The organism is Actinoplanes sp. NPDC049681 (assembly GCF_044465265.1).
Classification (GTDB): domain Bacteria; phylum Actinomycetota; class Actinomycetes; order Mycobacteriales; family Micromonosporaceae; genus Actinoplanes.
The window spans coordinates 472336-487901 of record NZ_JBITLP010000005.1 but is presented as its reverse complement, the minus strand read 5'-3'; the positions used below and the strand labels follow the sequence as shown (position 1 = coordinate 487901).

The following is a 15566-nucleotide window of genomic DNA, read 5'->3' as shown; positions in this document are numbered from 1 at the left end:
TGGGATAGGTGTCGTGACTTCTCGTGATGCGCGTCCGGACGCGTGGCGGTGGGCCTGGGTCGTATGGACGGCGGGTGCTCTCGTACTCTTGGCCGCCTACTACGTGGTTCCCGCCCTCGGTGCGGCGGGCCTCCAGACGTTCCTCTACTGCCTGATCAGCGGGTCGTCGGCGGTCGCGATCGTGGCGGGCATCCGCCGGCACCGGCCGCGGCTCTCCTCGATCTGGTGGTTGCTCGCCGCCGGCCAGCTGATGTACCTCGGCGGCGACATCACCTACTACGTCGCCTCGCAGGACGATTCCAGCTACCCGCCGCTGGCGAACGTCCTCTATCTCTCCCAATACGTGTTCGTCGCCGCCGCGCTGGTGCGGCTGAACCGGAAGCGTTCCCCGGAACGCAACGTCGCCGCGCTGGTCGACACCACCATCCTCGCGGTCGGCGTCGGGGTGCTGTGGTGGGTCTTCCTGATCCACCCGACGGTCACCACCCCGGGCATCGGCACGGTGGACCGGATCGCGGCCACGGCGTACCCGACGATGGACCTGTGCGTGCTGACCGTGGCCATCCGGCTCCTGCTCAGCGGCGGGGCCCGTCAGCCGGCCTACCAGCTGCTACTGGCGTTCCTCGGCCTCACCCTGGTCGCGGACACCACCTACGGCCTGCTCACCCTCATGGGCATGTTCGCCGACGGCGGCTGGCCCGACGCCATCTGGATGCTCAGCTACGTCGCGCTCGGCGCGGCGGGGCTGCACCCGTCGATGCGGCGCGCGGCCGAACCGACGCAGAGCCGCTCGGGCGCCACCACGTTCCGGCTCGTACTGCTCGGGATCGCCACCTCGATGGCGCCGGCCGTCCTCGTGGTGCAGAACCTGCGCGGCGCCAACAGCTCCGACCTCGTGGTGGTCGGCGCCTCGGGGGTGCTGTTCCTGCTCGTGCTCATCCGGATGGCCGGCCTGATCGCGGCGCAGCGGCGGCTGGCCATCACCGACGCCCTCACCGGCCTCTACACCCGCCGTTTCCTGTCCGAGCAGCTGCGCGTGGAGATCGACCGGTCGTCGCGGCACGGCGGCTCGTTCGCGCTCCTGCTCATCGATGTGGACCACTTCAAGCGGGTCAACGACACGTACGGCCACCCCGCGGGCGACCAGGTGCTCGTCGAGGTCGCCCGCCGGCTGCGCAGCACCTGCCGCGGCAGCGACGTGGTGGCCCGCTTCGGCGGCGAGGAGTTCGCCGTCCTGGCCGCCGCCACCGGCCACGAGGACCTGGGCGTCCTCGCCGAACGCATCCGTGAGCGCATGAACGAGGCGCCGGTGCTCGTCGACGGCCGTACGCCCATCGCGGTCACCGTCTCGGTCGGCGGCGCTGCCGTGGTGCCACCGCACACGGTCGCGGCGGACCGGCTCGTCAACGCCGCCGACGGCGCCCTGTACGCCGCGAAGCGCGGGGGCCGCGACCGCGTGGTGATCGCCGACCCGGCCGACCGGACCCTGCCCGCCCCGGCCGACGTCGTCCCGGCCGAGCTGGTGGAGCTCGACCAGCACATCCAGGACTGGGCCACGATCGTGACCGAGGTCGCCCGCCGGCGCCCCGACGCCGTGCCCGTACCGGCCAGCGCGGCGATCGGTGTCTGCGCCGCCTGGGCCGTGATGCGCATGGCCGGTCCGGGACACCCGGCGTTGGCGGCGGACCAGGCCCGTGCCGAGCTGCGCCGCGGCAGCGGGCGGCAGTTCCCCGCGCATGTCGTGGAGGCGTTCCTCGCGCTGGAGACCGACGGTGTGGTCGGCGACCCTGCGCCGGGCCGGAACACGGCGATGACGGCCGCTCCCGTCGCGGTGTGACGCGGGCGGTGAAGCGGCGGCCGAGCGCCGCGGAAAAACTTCCGAGAAATCCGGGCCGCCCTGTCGATCGGGGCGGCCCGCGTTCGTAGCCCTGGTGAGAGGCCGGCACGGAGCCGGTCGCCGGATCACCGGAGGGCACGATGACCACCACCGCGAAGACCACCCGCGCCGCCGACTCGCGCCTCGTCGCGCTCATCGGGACCGGGGTCGCCGCAGCGGCCGCCGCCAGTGCGGCGACCATGACCGTGGCGGCCGCCGGGCGGGCCGCCGGCGTCAGCCTGAACGTCGGCGGGGCTCCGATCCCGCTTCCCGGCTTCGCCGTGCTGACCGCCGTGTTCTCGATGGTCGGCCTGGCCCTGGCCGCGGTCCTGGCGCGGACGGCCCGTGCCCCGCGCCGTGCCTTCGTCCGTACGACGGTGGTGCTCACCGTGCTCTCGCTGGTCCCGGACCTGATCGTGGACGCCGCGACCGGCACCAGGGCGCTGCTGATGCTCACCCACCTGGTCGCCGCCGCGATCGTCATCCCGGCCGTGGCGCGCCGCCTGCCGGCCTGACCCGTACCGCTGCCACCGCACTTCTGCCACCATTCACCCGTCCACTTGATCCGGAGGAACGTCATGGAGCAGTACCTGCTCGCCGTACACATGGTCGAGGGCCAGCCGCTCCCCTCCGAAGAGGAGATGCAGAAGGCCTACGCCCAGGTCGACGCGGTCAACCGCGAGTTGCAGGCAGCCGGCGCATGGGTCTTCGGCGGGGGTCTCCTGCCGGCGGACAACGCCACCGTCGTCCGTGCCGAGAACGGCCGGACCACCATGACCGACGGACCGTTCGCCGAGACCAAGGAGCAGCTCGGCGGCTTCTGGGTCCTGCGCTGCGAGGATCTCGACCAGGCGCTGGCCTGGGCGGCCAAATGCGCGGAGGCCTGCATGGGCCCGGTCGAGGTGCGGCCGTTCCAGGACGAGCCCGAGAGCTGATCGCGAACCGGCGTACCGACATGGACCTCGACGGCGTCTACCGGGCGGAGTACGGCCGCTGCGTGGCCACGCTCGTCCGCCTCCTCGGCGACATCAACCTCGCCGAGGAGGCCGTCCAGGACGCCTTCGCAGTGGCCCTGGAGAAGTGGGACACCCTGCCACCGAACCCGGGCGCCTGGATCGTCACCACCGCGCGCAACCGTGCCGTCGACCGGCTCCGCCGCGAGTCGACCCGCGAAGCGCGGCACGCCCAAGCCTTGCTGCTGCACCAGCCGGACGAGCCTCGGGAGGTGGGACCCGTGCGGGACGACCAGCTCCGGCTCATCTTCACCTGCTGCCACCCGGCGCTCGCCGCCGACGCCCGCACCGCCCTCACGCTGCGCCTGCTGGGCGGGCTCGAGGTGCCGGAGATCGCGCGGGCGTACCTCGTGCCCGAGGCGACGATCGCGCAGCGGATCGTGCGCGCCAAGAAGAAGATCCGCGACGCGGGCATCCCGTACCGGGTTCCCGCGGCCGAGGAGCTGCCGGACCGGCTGCCGCCGGTGCTGACGGTGCTCTACCTGATGTTCAACGAGGGGTACGCGGCCACCTCCGGCCCCCTCATCCGCACGGACCTGTGCGCCGAGGCCGTCCGGCTGGCCCGCGAGCTCGCCGCGTTGATGCCCGACGAGCCGGAGGTCCTCGGCCTGCTCGCCCTGCTGCTGCTCACCGAGGCCCGCCGCCCCGCCCGGCTCGGCCCGGCCGGCGACCTGGTGCTGCTGCCGGACCAGGACCGCTCGCTGTGGAACCGGACGCTCATCGCCGAGGGGCACGAGCTGGTCCGCCGCTGCCTGCGGCGCAACCGGCCGGGGCCGTACCAGATCCAGGCGGCGATCAACGCCGTGCACACCGACGGTGCCGCCACCGACTGGTCGCAGGTCCTGGCGCTCTACGACCAGCTCCAGACGCTGGCGCCGACGCCCGTGGTCGCGCTCAACCGCGCGGTGGCGGTCGCCGAGGTGCACGGCCCGGCGATGGCGCTGGCCGCGCTGGAGGGCATCGAGCTGCCCGGCTACCACCTGCTGCCGGCCACCCGCGCCGACCTCCTGGTGCGCCTCGGCCGGGTGGCGGAGGCCGCAGACGCCTACGACGAGGCGATCGCGCTGGCCCGCACCGACACCGAACGGACCTTCCTCGTCGGCCGCCGGGAACGGCTCGGTCCCCGGCCCCGGTGATACGCGGCGATCAGGACGGCGGCGGACCGCTGGGCCGGGGGCCGTCCGGCGGCTGACCGCCCGGCGCGCCGGAGGGCGCTCCGTCGCCGGTCAGCTGTCCACCGGTGGGTGCGGTGGTGGCGTCGACGGCGACGCCGAGCGAGACGGTCAGGCCGGTGCCCACGTCGCCGGACACCGCGCCGAGCTGCAGGGCGGCGGAGTCGTCGCCGAACACGGTGTCCTTGGCCAGGCTGATCTGCCCGAGGTTGGTCACCGAGGCCTCGTAGCCCGGCTGCTGGTAGACCTTGTCGCAGGTCTCCTTCGGCAGGGCGACCTGGGACGTGGTGATCGCCTTCGTCGCGTCCGTGATGTCGGCCCGCGTCGGGTAGACCTCGAAGTGGATGTGCGGCCAGCGCCCGCTGTAGCAGGCCGGGAAGATGCTCGTGAAGCTCACCCGTCCGTCCGTGTCGGCGATCTGCACGCCGCGCAGGTAGTTCTGGTCCGTGATCCCGTCGGAGTACAGCGAGTACCGCCCCTCGCGGTCGCAGTGCCACACGTAGACCGCGGCGCCGGCGAACGGCCGTCCCCGGTTGGCCAGGTCGTTGACGGTGAGCTCGAGCGTCATGGGCACGCCCTCGGCCGTGCCCTTCGCCGTCCCGAAACTCGACCGGATGTCCTTGCGGACGACCCCGCTCTGCTCGAGCACGTCCGGGCCGTTGGAGCCGTCGCCGGGATAGGGGCCGGCGGTCTCGTCCGGCGTCTCACCGATCCCGGCCGCCGGCGAGTACGACGACTTCGGCGTGCGGCTGGTGGAGTCGTCGCCGCAGGCGGCCAGGCCGAGCGTGGCCGCCCCGATCCCGAGCGCCCGCAGGATCTGCCGGCGGTCCAGCAGGGTGCCGAGGTCGAAGGCCAGGCCCTGGTCGGCGAGCTCCTCGTCGGGCCGGGCGAGCGGGCGCCCCTCGTAGGTCGGCGGCATGCATGACTCCCTCGTGACGACTTCTGAGGGTCACCATCGCAGAAGCCGGGGAGCCTTATTACCGGTTAGCACCAAAATCAGACCTTTGCGCTCCGGCGAACCTGCCGATCATGAGGACGTAGTTACTTAACCGTTCAAGGCGTGGAGTTGGTTGTGCGGCATTTTCGTGACGTGAGCGTCGGCAAGCGGCTGGCGTTCTCCTTCTGCGTGCTGACGGTGCTCATCCTGGCGGCCGCGGGAGCGGGCTGGTGGGGCCTGCGCCAGCAGGACGACGCTCAGCGGCGGCTGGCCGCCATGGAGCAGGTACGCGACGACGTCCAGCTGATGAAGTACTACGCGGCGGACGTCACCGGCTGGCAGGGCCTCGTGGCCGCCGACGCCGGAGCGTTCGGGTACGCGTACGCCACCGGGCCGCAGGGCTACAACCGTAAGGGTGAGCTGAAGTCGAAGGACTCCATCTACGCCACGTACGCGGCGGCCCACACCAGCGACATGACGCCGGAGGAGCGCGCGAAGTTCGCGGAGCTCAAGCCGGCCTGGGACGATTTCTTCAAGTGGGACGACACTCTCATGGAGTGGCTGAAGCCGGACACCCAGGAGGCCCGTGCCAAGGTGATGAAGAGCATCAACGGCGGCGAGGCGGCCGACTCGTACGGCGCGGTCCTGGACATCACCGCGGAGCTCGAGAAGTCGGTCGACACGCGGGTCACGGCCCTGCGGAAGGAGGCGGCCCAGGCGCGGATCACCAGCCTGACCGTGCTCGGCGTGTCGCTGGCGGTGGCCCTCGTCCTGGCGGTCCTCATGAGCATCCTGGTGACCCGTTCCGTCGTACGCCCGCTGTCCGTGGTCGTCTCGGCGCTGCACCGTCTCGCGCAGCGCGACCTGACCGCCCGGGCCGAGGTTCGCTCCAAGGACGAGATGGGCCGGCTGGGGGAGGCGCTCAACACCACCGCCGCCGCCCTGCGCGAGACCGTGTCGACCATCGCCGGGCACGCCGGCACGCTGTCGGCCGCCTCGGAGGAGCTGTCCGTCGTGTCGACGCAGATCGCCGCCTCCGCGGAGGAGGCCGACGCCCAGGCCAACGTGGTGACCGGTGCCGCTGATCAGGTCTCCGGCAACGTCAACACCCTGGCGGCCGGCAGCGAGGAGATGGGCCTGTCGATCCAGGAGATCGCGCGCAACGCCGGCGAGGCCGCCCGCACCGCCGCCGAGGCGGTGACGGCGGCCCGGGACACCACCGCGACGGTCGGCAAGCTGGGCACGTCCTCGGCGGAGATCGGCGACGTGGTCAAGGTCATCACCGCGATCGCGGAGCAGACCAACCTGCTGGCGCTCAACGCCACCATCGAGGCGGCCCGCGCCGGCGAGATGGGCAAGGGCTTCGCGGTGGTCGCCGGCGAGGTCAAGGACCTGGCCCAGGAGACCGCGAAGGCCACCGAGGACATCGCCCGCCGGGTGCAGTCCATCCAGGCCGACACGGACAGCGCGGTGGGCGCCATCGGCCGGATCAGCGACGTCATCGGCCGGATCAGCGACTCGCAGAACCTCATCGCCGCGGCCGTGGAGGAGCAGACGGCGACGGCCTCCGAGATGAGCCGTAACGTCGCCGAGGCGGCGTCCGGCAGCCGGGAGATCGCCGACAACATGGCCGGCGTCGCCGTCGCCGTCCGCACCACCGCGACCGGTGTCACCCAGGCGCAGCAGGCCTCCACGGACCTGGCCCGGATGAGCAACGAGCTGCACAAGCTGGTCGCCGGGTTCCAGGTCTGACCCGGCCGGGCAACGGGGGCTGTCCGGCCGGGTAGCCCCCGCTATCCCGTGTACCCGGCGAAGATCCGGCTGAAGTCGTAGGGCGCCTGCGGGATGTTCGTGCACATGTAGAGCGCGCCGGTGCAGGCGTTGCGGTCGCGGGTCAGCTCCCAGAAGGACAGCATGCCGAGGTGCTTGCCCTGGGCGAAGGTCACCAGCTGGCGCGCGTCGTTCTGGTCGTACACGTGACCGTCGTCGTTCTGCCCGAGCATCGGGGTGACCCCGACCATCTTCCAGACCTGGGCGTCGCCCGAGCCGGGATAGAGGGACTTGAGCTGGGCGAAGGTCGAGTTCGCCGCCTGTACGGCCAGATCGCCGTAGTCCCCGGCGCGGTAGTAGTCCATCGCCATGACGTTCACGAGGTCGACGGCCACGCCGGCGTCCCGGGCGGAGCGGACCACGTTGAGCCCGTCCGCGGTGAGGCCCTCCGGCAGCACCGGCAGGGTGAGCGAGACACGCAGGCCGGGGTTGGCGCGCTGCAGCCCGGCGAGCGCCTGCGAGCGGCGGTTGACCGACGTGGGGTCTGCGCTGGCGGCTCCCTCGATGTCGAGGTCGATGTACTTGAGGCCGTAGGCGCTGACCACGGCCTGGTACTCGGCCTGCAGGGCGGCCACGCTGGTGCACGCCTGGGCGAGCTCGATGCCGGTGGCCCCGCCGAACGAGATCTTCACGTCACCGCCGCGGGCCCGGACGGCGTCGATCTGGTCCTTGGCCCATCCGGCCCTCGGGTCGTACGCGTTGAACCACATCGCCTTGCAACCGGACGCGGTGATGAACGCGAGCGTCACGTTCTTGAGGTTCCCGCTGCTCACCATCGTCGATAGTGTCGGGGTGGGCCAGGCGCCCATGTCGACGTACGGGGCGGTGGCCAGGCCGCCGGTGGCCGGGGGCGGCACGGTCGGCGGGGTCGTGGGCGGTGTGGTGGGCGGGGTGCCGCCGTCGCACGCGCCGAGGTCGCGCCAGAGCGAGGGGGCGGCCACCGGGTTCCAGCCCGCGCCCGGTGGCGGGGTGTGCGTTACCAGGGCCTCGTACAGCCGTCCGTCGTAGGTGACCTTCGCGCCGGCCGCGTACGCGGTGCCTTCCGCCCAGGCCGGGGCGGAGCAGGCCACCAGCACGGAGACCCCCGGGCTCGTCGCCGCGAAACTGGCCGGTGCCGTCATCATCGCCGCCGCCACGGTGGCCGCTCCCGCGACCAGTGCCACCCACCGGTGCAAAGGTTTCATCGCTCCTCCTGAGGCTCTTTCGATGGAGCGTTGTCGATGGAATGACTTATTGTCAACACTCTTAAACATTTCGTCGGCGGATGCGGGGAGCTACCGCTCGGTAACGCGGATGGGTAGCGTGGCGGTAGCCGTACCCGGGTCAAGGGGGTAAGCCGTGACCACGACGCAGCGCAAGCCGGCCGACGTCTCGGAGAAGCAGGCGCGCCGGGTGGCCGAGGCCGCCCGGGAGACCGAGTGGCGCAAGCCCAGCTTCGGTAAGGAGCTGTTCCTCGGGCGCTTCCGGCTCGACCTCATCGATCCATGGCCGGCACCGGAGCCGCGCCCCGACGCGGAGGAGTTCCTCGCGGCGCTGGACGCGTACGTCCGCTCCGAGATGGACGGCGCCCGCATCGAGCGCGAGGCCCGCATCCCGGACGAGGTCTTCCACGGCCTGGCCCGCCTCGGGGCCTTCGGCATGAAGATCGACAAGGAGTACGGCGGCCTCGGACTGTCCAACCTGCACTACTGCAAGGCGCTCACCCTCGTCGGCTCGGCGAGCCCTGCCGTCGGCGCGCTGCTGTCCGCGCACCAGTCGATCGGCGTGCCGCAGCCGCTCAAGATCTTCGGCAGCGCCGAGCAGAAGAAGGCCTTCCTGCCCCGGCTCGCGGCGGGCGAGGTGTCCGCCTTCCTGCTCACCGAGCCCGACGTCGGCTCCGACCCGGCCCGGCTGGGCACCGTCGCCGAACCGGTCGAGGGCGGCTACCGGCTCAACGGCATGAAGCTGTGGGCCACCAACGGCACGGTGGCCACCCTGCTCGTCGTGATGGCCCGGGTGCCCGACAAGGGCATCACCGCGTTCGTGGTGGAGGGCGACGCACCCGGCATCACGGTCGAACGGCGCAACGAGTTCCTCGGCCTGCGCGGGCTGGAGAACAGCGTCACCCGCTTCCACGACGTGTTCGTGCCCGCGGAGAACGTCATCGGCGGCCTCGGCAAGGGCCTGCGGATCGCGCTGACCACGCTCAACACCGGCCGGCTGTCGCTGCCCGCCATGTGCGTCGGCGCCGGCAAGCGGTCACTGCAGATCGCCCGCGAGTGGTCGGCGGAACGGGTGCAGTGGGGCCGCCCGGTCGGCAAGCACGAGGCGGTGGCCACGAAGCTGGCGTTCATCGCGGCGACCACGTACGCGATGGAGTCGATGCTGGACCTCAGCTGCCTGATCGCCGACGACGACCGCAACGACATCCGCATCGAGGCCGCGCTGGTCAAGCTCTTCGCCAGCGAGATGGCCTGGCGGGTCGCCGACGAGCTCGTCCAGATCCGCGGCGGGCGCGGCTTCGAGACGGCCGCCTCGCTGGCCGCCCGCGGCGAGCGCCCGGCCGAGGCCGAACAGATCCTGCGCGACCTGCGGATCAACCGCATCTTCGAGGGCTCGACCGAGATCATGCACCTGCTCATCGCCCGCGAGGCGGTGGACGCGCACCTGTCGGTCGCCGGTGACATCGTCGACCCCGACGCCGGGCTGGGCCGCAAGGCCCGCGCCGGGGCACGGGCCGGCGCCTTCTACGCACGCTGGCTGCCGACCCTGGCGGTGGGCCGCGGTCAGACCCCCACCGGGTACGCCGAGTTCGGCCCGCTCGCCGTCCACCTCAGATACGTCGAACGCGCCTGCCGCAAACTGGCCCGCTCGACGTTCTACGCGATGTCCCGCTGGCAGGGAAAGCTCGAGCACAAGCAGGGCTTCCTCGGCCGGATCGTCGACATCGGGGCGGAGCTGTTCGCGATGTCGGCGACCTGCGTACGTGCCCGGGCCGAGCGACGCGACCGGCCGGAGGGTGCCGAGCTGGCGGACCTGTTCTGCCGCCAGGCCCGGCTCCGGGCCGAGGCGCTGTTCACCGCGCTCTGGGACAACACCGACGCGCTGGACGTGAAGGCGGCACGGCGGGTGCTCGACGGGCGCTACGCCTTCCTCGAGGACGGAATGGTCGTGCCGCCGAGCGACCACGCCTGGGTGTCTGCCTGGCAGCCGGGCCCGGGCACGGTGGCGGATGTACGCCGGCGCATTCCGCCACCGGGTGCCCGGGAGGAATCCGGCTAGCAGGCGTCCGGCACCCACGAGCACTCGACGTCCTCGCCGTCGCGGGTGACGACGTGGGGCTTGACCGTCGGCAGCTCCCGGGCCCGCAGCGAGGCCGCCTCCGGCCCGCCGGAGCTCGCCATGGCCACGGCCGCCTTGTCCAGGACCTCGCTGACGTTGGACTTGGCGGCGTTGGAGATGGACGAGAAGATCAGCTTGCGTCCGCCGCGGTCGGCGACGTAGCCGGACAGCGCGTTGACGCCCGAGAGGGTGCCGGTCTTGCCGTGCAGGTTCCCGGCGGCGGGGGTGCCGCGCATCCGGTTGGTGAGGGTGCCGCCGACCAGCGGGTCCGGGTCACCGGCGATCGGCAGCGCGGCATACCAGGTGCTGAACCACGGGCGGGACTGGGCGGCGTGGAGCAGGGTGGCGATCTGGGCGGTGGTGAGCCAGTCGCGGCGGCTCAGGCCCGAGCCGTCACCCATGGTGATCTTGCTGGTGTCGACGCCGATGTTCTTCAGCGCCTCGGCGGAGGCGGCCAGGCCGGTTTCCCAGCTGCCCGCCGCGTCGGGCTTCTTGGCCCGGCCCATCGCCTTGGTCAGCAGCTCGGCGTGGCCGTTGTTGGACAGCTTCAGGAAGTACGGCAGCAGCTGGCCGAGCGTGATCGAGGCGTGGTCGGTGATCGTCTTGGCGGAGGTCGGGGTCGTTCCGGTGGTGGTGGAGCCGGAGACGGTCACGCCGTGGCGCTTGAGGGCGTCGCGGAACACGCCCGCGGCAAGCTTCGTCGGGTCCTGCACCGAGACGAGGCTGGTCCTCGTGGCACCGCCGAGCGGGATCGAACCCGCCAGGGTGACGGTGTTGGTGCCGTGCCCGCGGGTGGCCGAGATGGTGGTGGAGGTGCCGGCCGCACCGGTGACCGTGTTGTTGACGATCTTCACGACCGAGTTGGCCGGCGTGACGGTCAGGACGCCCGCCCGGCCCGCCGCGCTGCCCGGCTTGGTCTGCACGGAGAGGGCACCCGTGTTGTAGTTGGCGTCCGCGGCGACCGTCAGCGCAGAGATCGGGGCGTTGTCGGCGTACGTCTCGTCCTGCCACGACCAGTCCAGGCCCAGCGGCGTGCGGTCGAACCAGGAGTCGTCGGCGACCAGGGACCCGGTGAACTTCTTGATACCGGCGCTGGCGACGGCCTTGGCGACGGCGTCGAGCTGGGCGTACGTCAGCGTGGGGTCGCCCTGGCCCTTGAGGTAGACGTTGCCGGAGACGGTCGTGCCGCTCTTGGTGCCGGAGTAGCGGGCGTACGTGTGGAACTTGTAGCCCGTCCCCAGCACCTCGAGGGCCGCCGCCGAGGTCATCAGCTTCTCGTTCGAGGCCGGGATGACCCGCTGGTCGACGTTGTGGGAGTAGATGACGGACCCGCTGGCCGCGTCCCGGACCTGCAGGGCGGTGGTGGAGCCGGCCAGGCGGGAGTCGGCGAGCACCTGGTCCAGCGTCGCGACCAGGGCCGCGTCCGAGGCGGCCGTCGTCGTCTGGGCGGAGGCGGTGCCGACGGCGAATGCCGTACCGGTGACAGCCACGGCGACCACCGCCACGGCCGGCAGCACCGGAAGCTTGAAGCGCGTCGTACGCATTGACCCTCTACTCTGCTCTCGTCGGAAGGTGGCGGCACATCCTCGCACGGCGGCGCATCCCGCAGGGGGCACTGGCCGTGGCGGGCGGTTGCTGAAACGATCGGGCCCATGGGCAAGGTCTACGAAGCGATCGACGGCCGGCTGCGCGAGTTCGTCCTCGGGCAGCCGATGTTTTTCGTCGCCACGGCGCCGAGCGGCCCGGGCGGGCACGTCAACGTCTCTCCGAAGGGCGGCGCCGGCTGCCTGGCCGTCCCGGACGAGCATCGCGTCGCATATCTGGACTACACGGGCAGCGGTGCGGAGACCATCGCGCACCTGCGCGAGAACGGGCGCATCACGCTGATGCTGTGCGCGTTCCAGGGACCGCCGAAGATCGTCCGGCTGCACGGGCGGGGGAGGGTGGTCACACCGCAGGACGCCGGCTTCGCCGACCTGCTCGCGCACTTCCCCGGCGAGCCGGCCCGCGGCCTGCGGTCGGTCATCGAGGTGGCCGTCGAGCGGATCAGCGACTCGTGCGGCTACCAGGTCCCCCTCATGGAGTACGTGGGCGACCGCGATCTGCTCGTCCGGTGGGCGGAGCGCAAGAGCGACGAGGACCTGGCGCATTACCGGGCCACGCGCAACGCCCGCAGCATCGACGACCTGCCGGCGCTGCCATGAGCGACGAGTACGGCTACTCCTCGGCCGATCTTCCGCTCTATTTCGAGTGGCACGGGACACCGCACGCCTCCCGGCCGCCGCTGCTGCTCGTGCACGGCGGCGGATCGACGATCGAGTCCACCTGGGGCCGGCTCATCCCGGCCCTGCGCGACTCCCGGCGGATGCTGGCGGTGGAGCTGCAGGGACACGGACGTACCGGGCCGGGCGATCGGCCCGCATCCTTCGAGGGATCGGCGGACGGCGTCGCCACGCTGCTGGCGGAACTCGCCACCGGGCCGGTCGACGTGCTCGGGTTCAGCAACGGCGGTCAGGTCGCGATGCAGTTGGCCGTCCGGCACCCGGCCGCCGTACGCCGGCTCGTCGTCGCATCCGCGCCGTTCCGCCGCGACGGCATGGCCGACGGGTTCTGGGACGGGCTGGCGGCGGCGACGTACGCCGACCTGCCCGAGCCCTACCGGGAGGCGGACCTTGCCGTCAGCGGCGACCCGGCGCACGCCGAGCTCATGTTCCACCTGGATCGTGAGCTCATGCTGACCGGCTTCACCGACTGGCCCGAGGCCCTCGTCGCTTCGATCGCCGCGCCGACCCTCGTCGTGGCCGGCGACCGGGACGTGATCCGCGTCGAGCACGTGGTCCGGCTCGCCTCGCTCATCCCGGGCGCCCGCACGCTGATCCTGCCCGGCAACCACGGCGACTACCTGGGCGAGCTGGCCGCCGCGGAGGACACCGGCCCGCTCGCCCGCTTCCTGCCGTTCCTGGCCGACTTCCTGGACCGGCCCGCCCGGCCTGCGCCGGAGCTGACCCCGGGTTGACCTGCCGTTGAGGTGGCGACCCGATAGGGCTCGCATGACCTGTCTCGCCCGGCGGTGGGCTGCCGCCGCCCTGTTGCCCCTGGTCTCGATCCCGGGACTGGCGGGCCGGCCGGCTCAGGCCGCACCCGCGCACCCGTCCCGGTACTCGCTGGAGGCGACGGTGGCGCCCGCGGCCATGAAGGCCCGCGACTGCCGGTTCGACGCGGCCTGCGTCTTCGCGCCGGACCCGTCCGGGGGCGACGACCACGCCGCGCTGCAGGCCGCGGTCGCCAAGGCGGCCACCCTGGTCGTCCCGGCGGTGCTGAAGGCCGACGGATCCGTGTTCCGGGCCGCCCGGCCGGCCACCGTCCTGCTCGGTGCGGGCACGTACCGGCTGGGCCGTGGCCTGCAGCTGCCGCCCGACGTGAACCTGCGGGGCCGGGGCATCACCGACACCACGGTCTCGATGATCACGGCGAACTGGCAGAACTTCACGTACGGCTACCTGATCAGCTGGGACTACCACACCCGCCGGGCGGGCAGCAGCAACCTCGTCTCCGACCTCACCGTCAACGGCAACTGCCGCGAGGGTGCCGGTGCGCCGGTCCGCCGGGACCTGCCGGGCCGCCCGGGCGCGTACTGCGACTTCCGCGGCCCCCGGGGCGACCTGGCGAGCACCAACGCCGGCGGCGGCATCGCGGTCGGCGACCGGTGGACGGTACGCCAGGTCCGCTTCACCAACCTCGAGTACTTCAAGGTCTGGGTCGGCGACGGGGTCAAGGACGTCCGGATCGTCGACAACCGCTTCGACAACTGGGGCGGCGCGGAGTCCGGCGACGAGGACAACGTGGGCGGCGGCAGCCGCAACGACGGCGTCGTCGTCGAGGACAACCAGTTCGACAAGACCATCCGGGGCAACAGCTTCGACTTCACCAATGCCATCCGTACCACGGTGCGCCACAACAGTGTCACGGCCGACCGTGCCGTCGCGGACGCCCGTGGCGACACGTCGCTCTACGGCACCATGTACCTCGAGGGCGTGGTCCAGGCCACGGTGGCCGACAACGACCTGTACGGCGCGCAGATCAGCCTCAAGACCAACGGCGGGTACGACCACAGCGGCGAGAACCGCGACATCACCAATCCGCGCGACTCCGTGATCTCGGGCAACCGGATCAGCTACGCCGCGGACGCGGGCATCGTCATCGTGTACGACGACTACCGCGACGCCGACGGCACGGCCGGCACCGCCGGCGGCTGGGACGACCACAGCACGGCCGCCGGCGACCACGTCGTGCGTCCCGGCGGCAACAACGTCGTCCGTGACAACGTCGTCCGCTACTCCGGCCGGTCCGGGATCCTCGTCATCGGCAGCTACGGGCACGCTAAGAACGCCCCCGACACGATCATCGGCAACCGGGTCCACAACTCCGGCTGGGGCGGCTCGACCGGCTACGACACCGGCGCCGGCCTCTTCGACACGGCCGGCATCGGCCTGTCGATCGGCGACGGCGACCGCATCTACGGCAACGTCGTCGGCGACCACGGCGGGCGCAGGACCACCTGGTACGGCATCCAGCTCGGTGCCCGCCGCGCGCCGACCGTACCGTCGAACACCGTGCTCACCGGCCCGGCCGGCGAGACCAACGCGGTGACCCGGGTCATCGCCGGCGCCTACCGCACGGTGGCCCTGGCTCCCGAGGCGCCGTCCGGCCTCACCGCGAGCGGCGCCACCCTGAGCTGGGAGGAGTCGTACGCGCTGGAGGGCCGCCCGGTCGCCGGTTACCGCGTGTACCGCGACGACCGGCTCGCCGCCGACCTGCCCGTGGGCAGCGCGGCGATCCCGGGCAACCTGCTCACGGCCGACGAGGCCGGCTTCGAGGACGCCGCCGCGGGCACCGCCGGGTGGACCGCCGGATTCCGCACCACGCTGGACCGCGTCGACGGCACCGGCGCCGCCGGTACGGGCGCCATGTCGCTGACCTCCGGCGGCACCGGTGAGGTCAGCTTCGCCGGCCGGGCGCTGGCCGCGACGCCGGGCCAGGCGTACACCTCGGTCGTGTCGGCCAAGGCCATGGGCGCCGGCCGCTGGGTCCGCGCCGGGCTGAAGTTCACCACCGCCACGGGTACGGTCGACAACCTCGCCACGAGCAACCGGGCCACGACCGACTCGGCGGACGGCTGGATCACCAGCAGCTACACGGTCGAGGCGCCGGCCGGCGCGGTGTCGGTGCAGGCCTGGTACCTCATCGAGGGCACGGTCGCCGGCGAGGTGCACCTGGTCGACCGGATCGGGCTGGTGGCCGGTACGCGTACCGAGCAGTGGACCGACCCCGAGCCGAGCGCGAAGACCTCGGCGTACCACGTGGTCGCGTACACCGCCGGTGAGAACTCGGCGCTCTCCACTGTGGCCGCCTCGTAG

Annotated in this window: 12 protein-coding genes; 9 read left to right on the top strand and 3 right to left on the bottom strand. The window is 72.2% G+C overall.

Translation table 11 applies throughout. The features are described from left to right. The first annotated feature begins 13 nt into the window (after nt 1-13). From ACIBO8_RS20510 to ACIBO8_RS20495, 4 genes are all read left to right on the top strand, one after another. Nucleotides 14-1837, top strand: a complete 1824-nt coding sequence (locus ACIBO8_RS20510; protein ID WP_396116846.1) for a diguanylate cyclase — start codon at nt 14-16, stop codon at nt 1835-1837. A 140-nt stretch (nt 1838-1977) separates the two neighbouring features. Further along, the gene (locus ACIBO8_RS20505; protein ID WP_396116845.1) at nt 1978-2391 is read left to right on the top strand and encodes a DUF6069 family protein; all 414 of its coding nucleotides are present in this window, start codon (nt 1978-1980) and stop codon (nt 2389-2391) included. Nucleotides 2392-2454: 63 nt separating this feature from the next. Then, nucleotides 2455-2811: a YciI family protein gene (locus tag ACIBO8_RS20500; RefSeq protein WP_396116844.1), complete on the top strand. Its 357-nt coding sequence runs from the start codon at nt 2455-2457 to the stop codon at nt 2809-2811. A 20-nt stretch (nt 2812-2831) separates the two neighbouring features. Further along, nucleotides 2832-4025 (top strand): RNA polymerase sigma factor, encoded by a 1194-nt coding sequence (locus tag ACIBO8_RS20495; RefSeq protein ID WP_396116843.1) that lies wholly within the window; start codon nt 2832-2834, stop codon nt 4023-4025. A gap of 10 nt (nt 4026-4035) precedes the next feature. Here the strand turns inward: ACIBO8_RS20495 and ACIBO8_RS20490 are convergent, their stop codons facing one another. Further along, complete coding sequence (locus ACIBO8_RS20490; RefSeq protein WP_396116842.1) at nt 4036-4980, bottom strand: 3,4-dioxygenase subunit beta; 945 nt, start codon at nt 4978-4980, stop codon at nt 4036-4038. A gap of 171 nt (nt 4981-5151) precedes the next feature. Between ACIBO8_RS20490 and ACIBO8_RS20485 the strand changes: the two genes are divergently transcribed. After that, nucleotides 5152-6750, top strand: coding sequence for a methyl-accepting chemotaxis protein (locus ACIBO8_RS20485; protein ID WP_396116841.1), 1599 nt, complete (start codon nt 5152-5154; stop codon nt 6748-6750). A gap of 41 nt (nt 6751-6791) precedes the next feature. Here ACIBO8_RS20485 and ACIBO8_RS20480 read toward each other — a convergent pair whose 3' ends face one another. Beyond that, a complete protein-coding gene (locus ACIBO8_RS20480; protein ID WP_396116840.1) occupies nt 6792-8012 on the bottom strand; it encodes a carbohydrate-binding protein in 1221 nt (406 codons plus the stop codon). A gap of 154 nt (nt 8013-8166) precedes the next feature. On the opposite strand from ACIBO8_RS20480, the gene ACIBO8_RS20475 reads away from it, so the two are divergent. Beyond that, nucleotides 8167-10089 carry an acyl-CoA dehydrogenase family protein gene (locus tag ACIBO8_RS20475; RefSeq protein ID WP_396116839.1) on the top strand — a complete coding sequence of 641 codons (1923 nt, stop codon included), beginning with the start codon at nt 8167-8169 and terminating at the stop codon, nt 10087-10089. On the opposite strand, the gene dacB is transcribed toward ACIBO8_RS20475, so the two are convergent. Then, the gene (gene dacB, locus ACIBO8_RS20470) at nt 10086-11693 is read right to left on the bottom strand and encodes a D-alanyl-D-alanine carboxypeptidase/D-alanyl-D-alanine-endopeptidase (protein ID WP_396116838.1); all 1608 of its coding nucleotides are present in this window, start codon (nt 11691-11693) and stop codon (nt 10086-10088) included. The genes ACIBO8_RS20475 and dacB overlap by 4 nt on opposite strands. A 108-nt stretch (nt 11694-11801) precedes the next feature. Here dacB and ACIBO8_RS20465 point away from each other — a divergent pair, with 108 nt between their 5' ends. Genes ACIBO8_RS20465 through ACIBO8_RS20455 form a run of 3 tightly spaced genes read left to right on the top strand, consistent with a single transcriptional unit; the run spans nt 11802 to nt 15566 of the window. After that, on the top strand, nt 11802-12353 hold the full coding sequence (locus tag ACIBO8_RS20465; protein WP_396116837.1) for a pyridoxamine 5'-phosphate oxidase family protein: 552 nt from the start codon (nt 11802-11804) through the stop codon (nt 12351-12353). Beyond that, nucleotides 12350-13165 (top strand): alpha/beta fold hydrolase, encoded by an 816-nt coding sequence (locus ACIBO8_RS20460; RefSeq protein WP_396116836.1) that lies wholly within the window; start codon nt 12350-12352, stop codon nt 13163-13165. Before ACIBO8_RS20465 ends, ACIBO8_RS20460 begins: the two co-directional genes overlap by 4 nt. Nucleotides 13166-13199: 34 nt before the next feature. Further along, nucleotides 13200-15566 carry a right-handed parallel beta-helix repeat-containing protein gene (locus tag ACIBO8_RS20455; RefSeq protein WP_396116835.1) on the top strand — a complete coding sequence of 789 codons (2367 nt, stop codon included), beginning with the start codon at nt 13200-13202 and terminating at the stop codon, nt 15564-15566.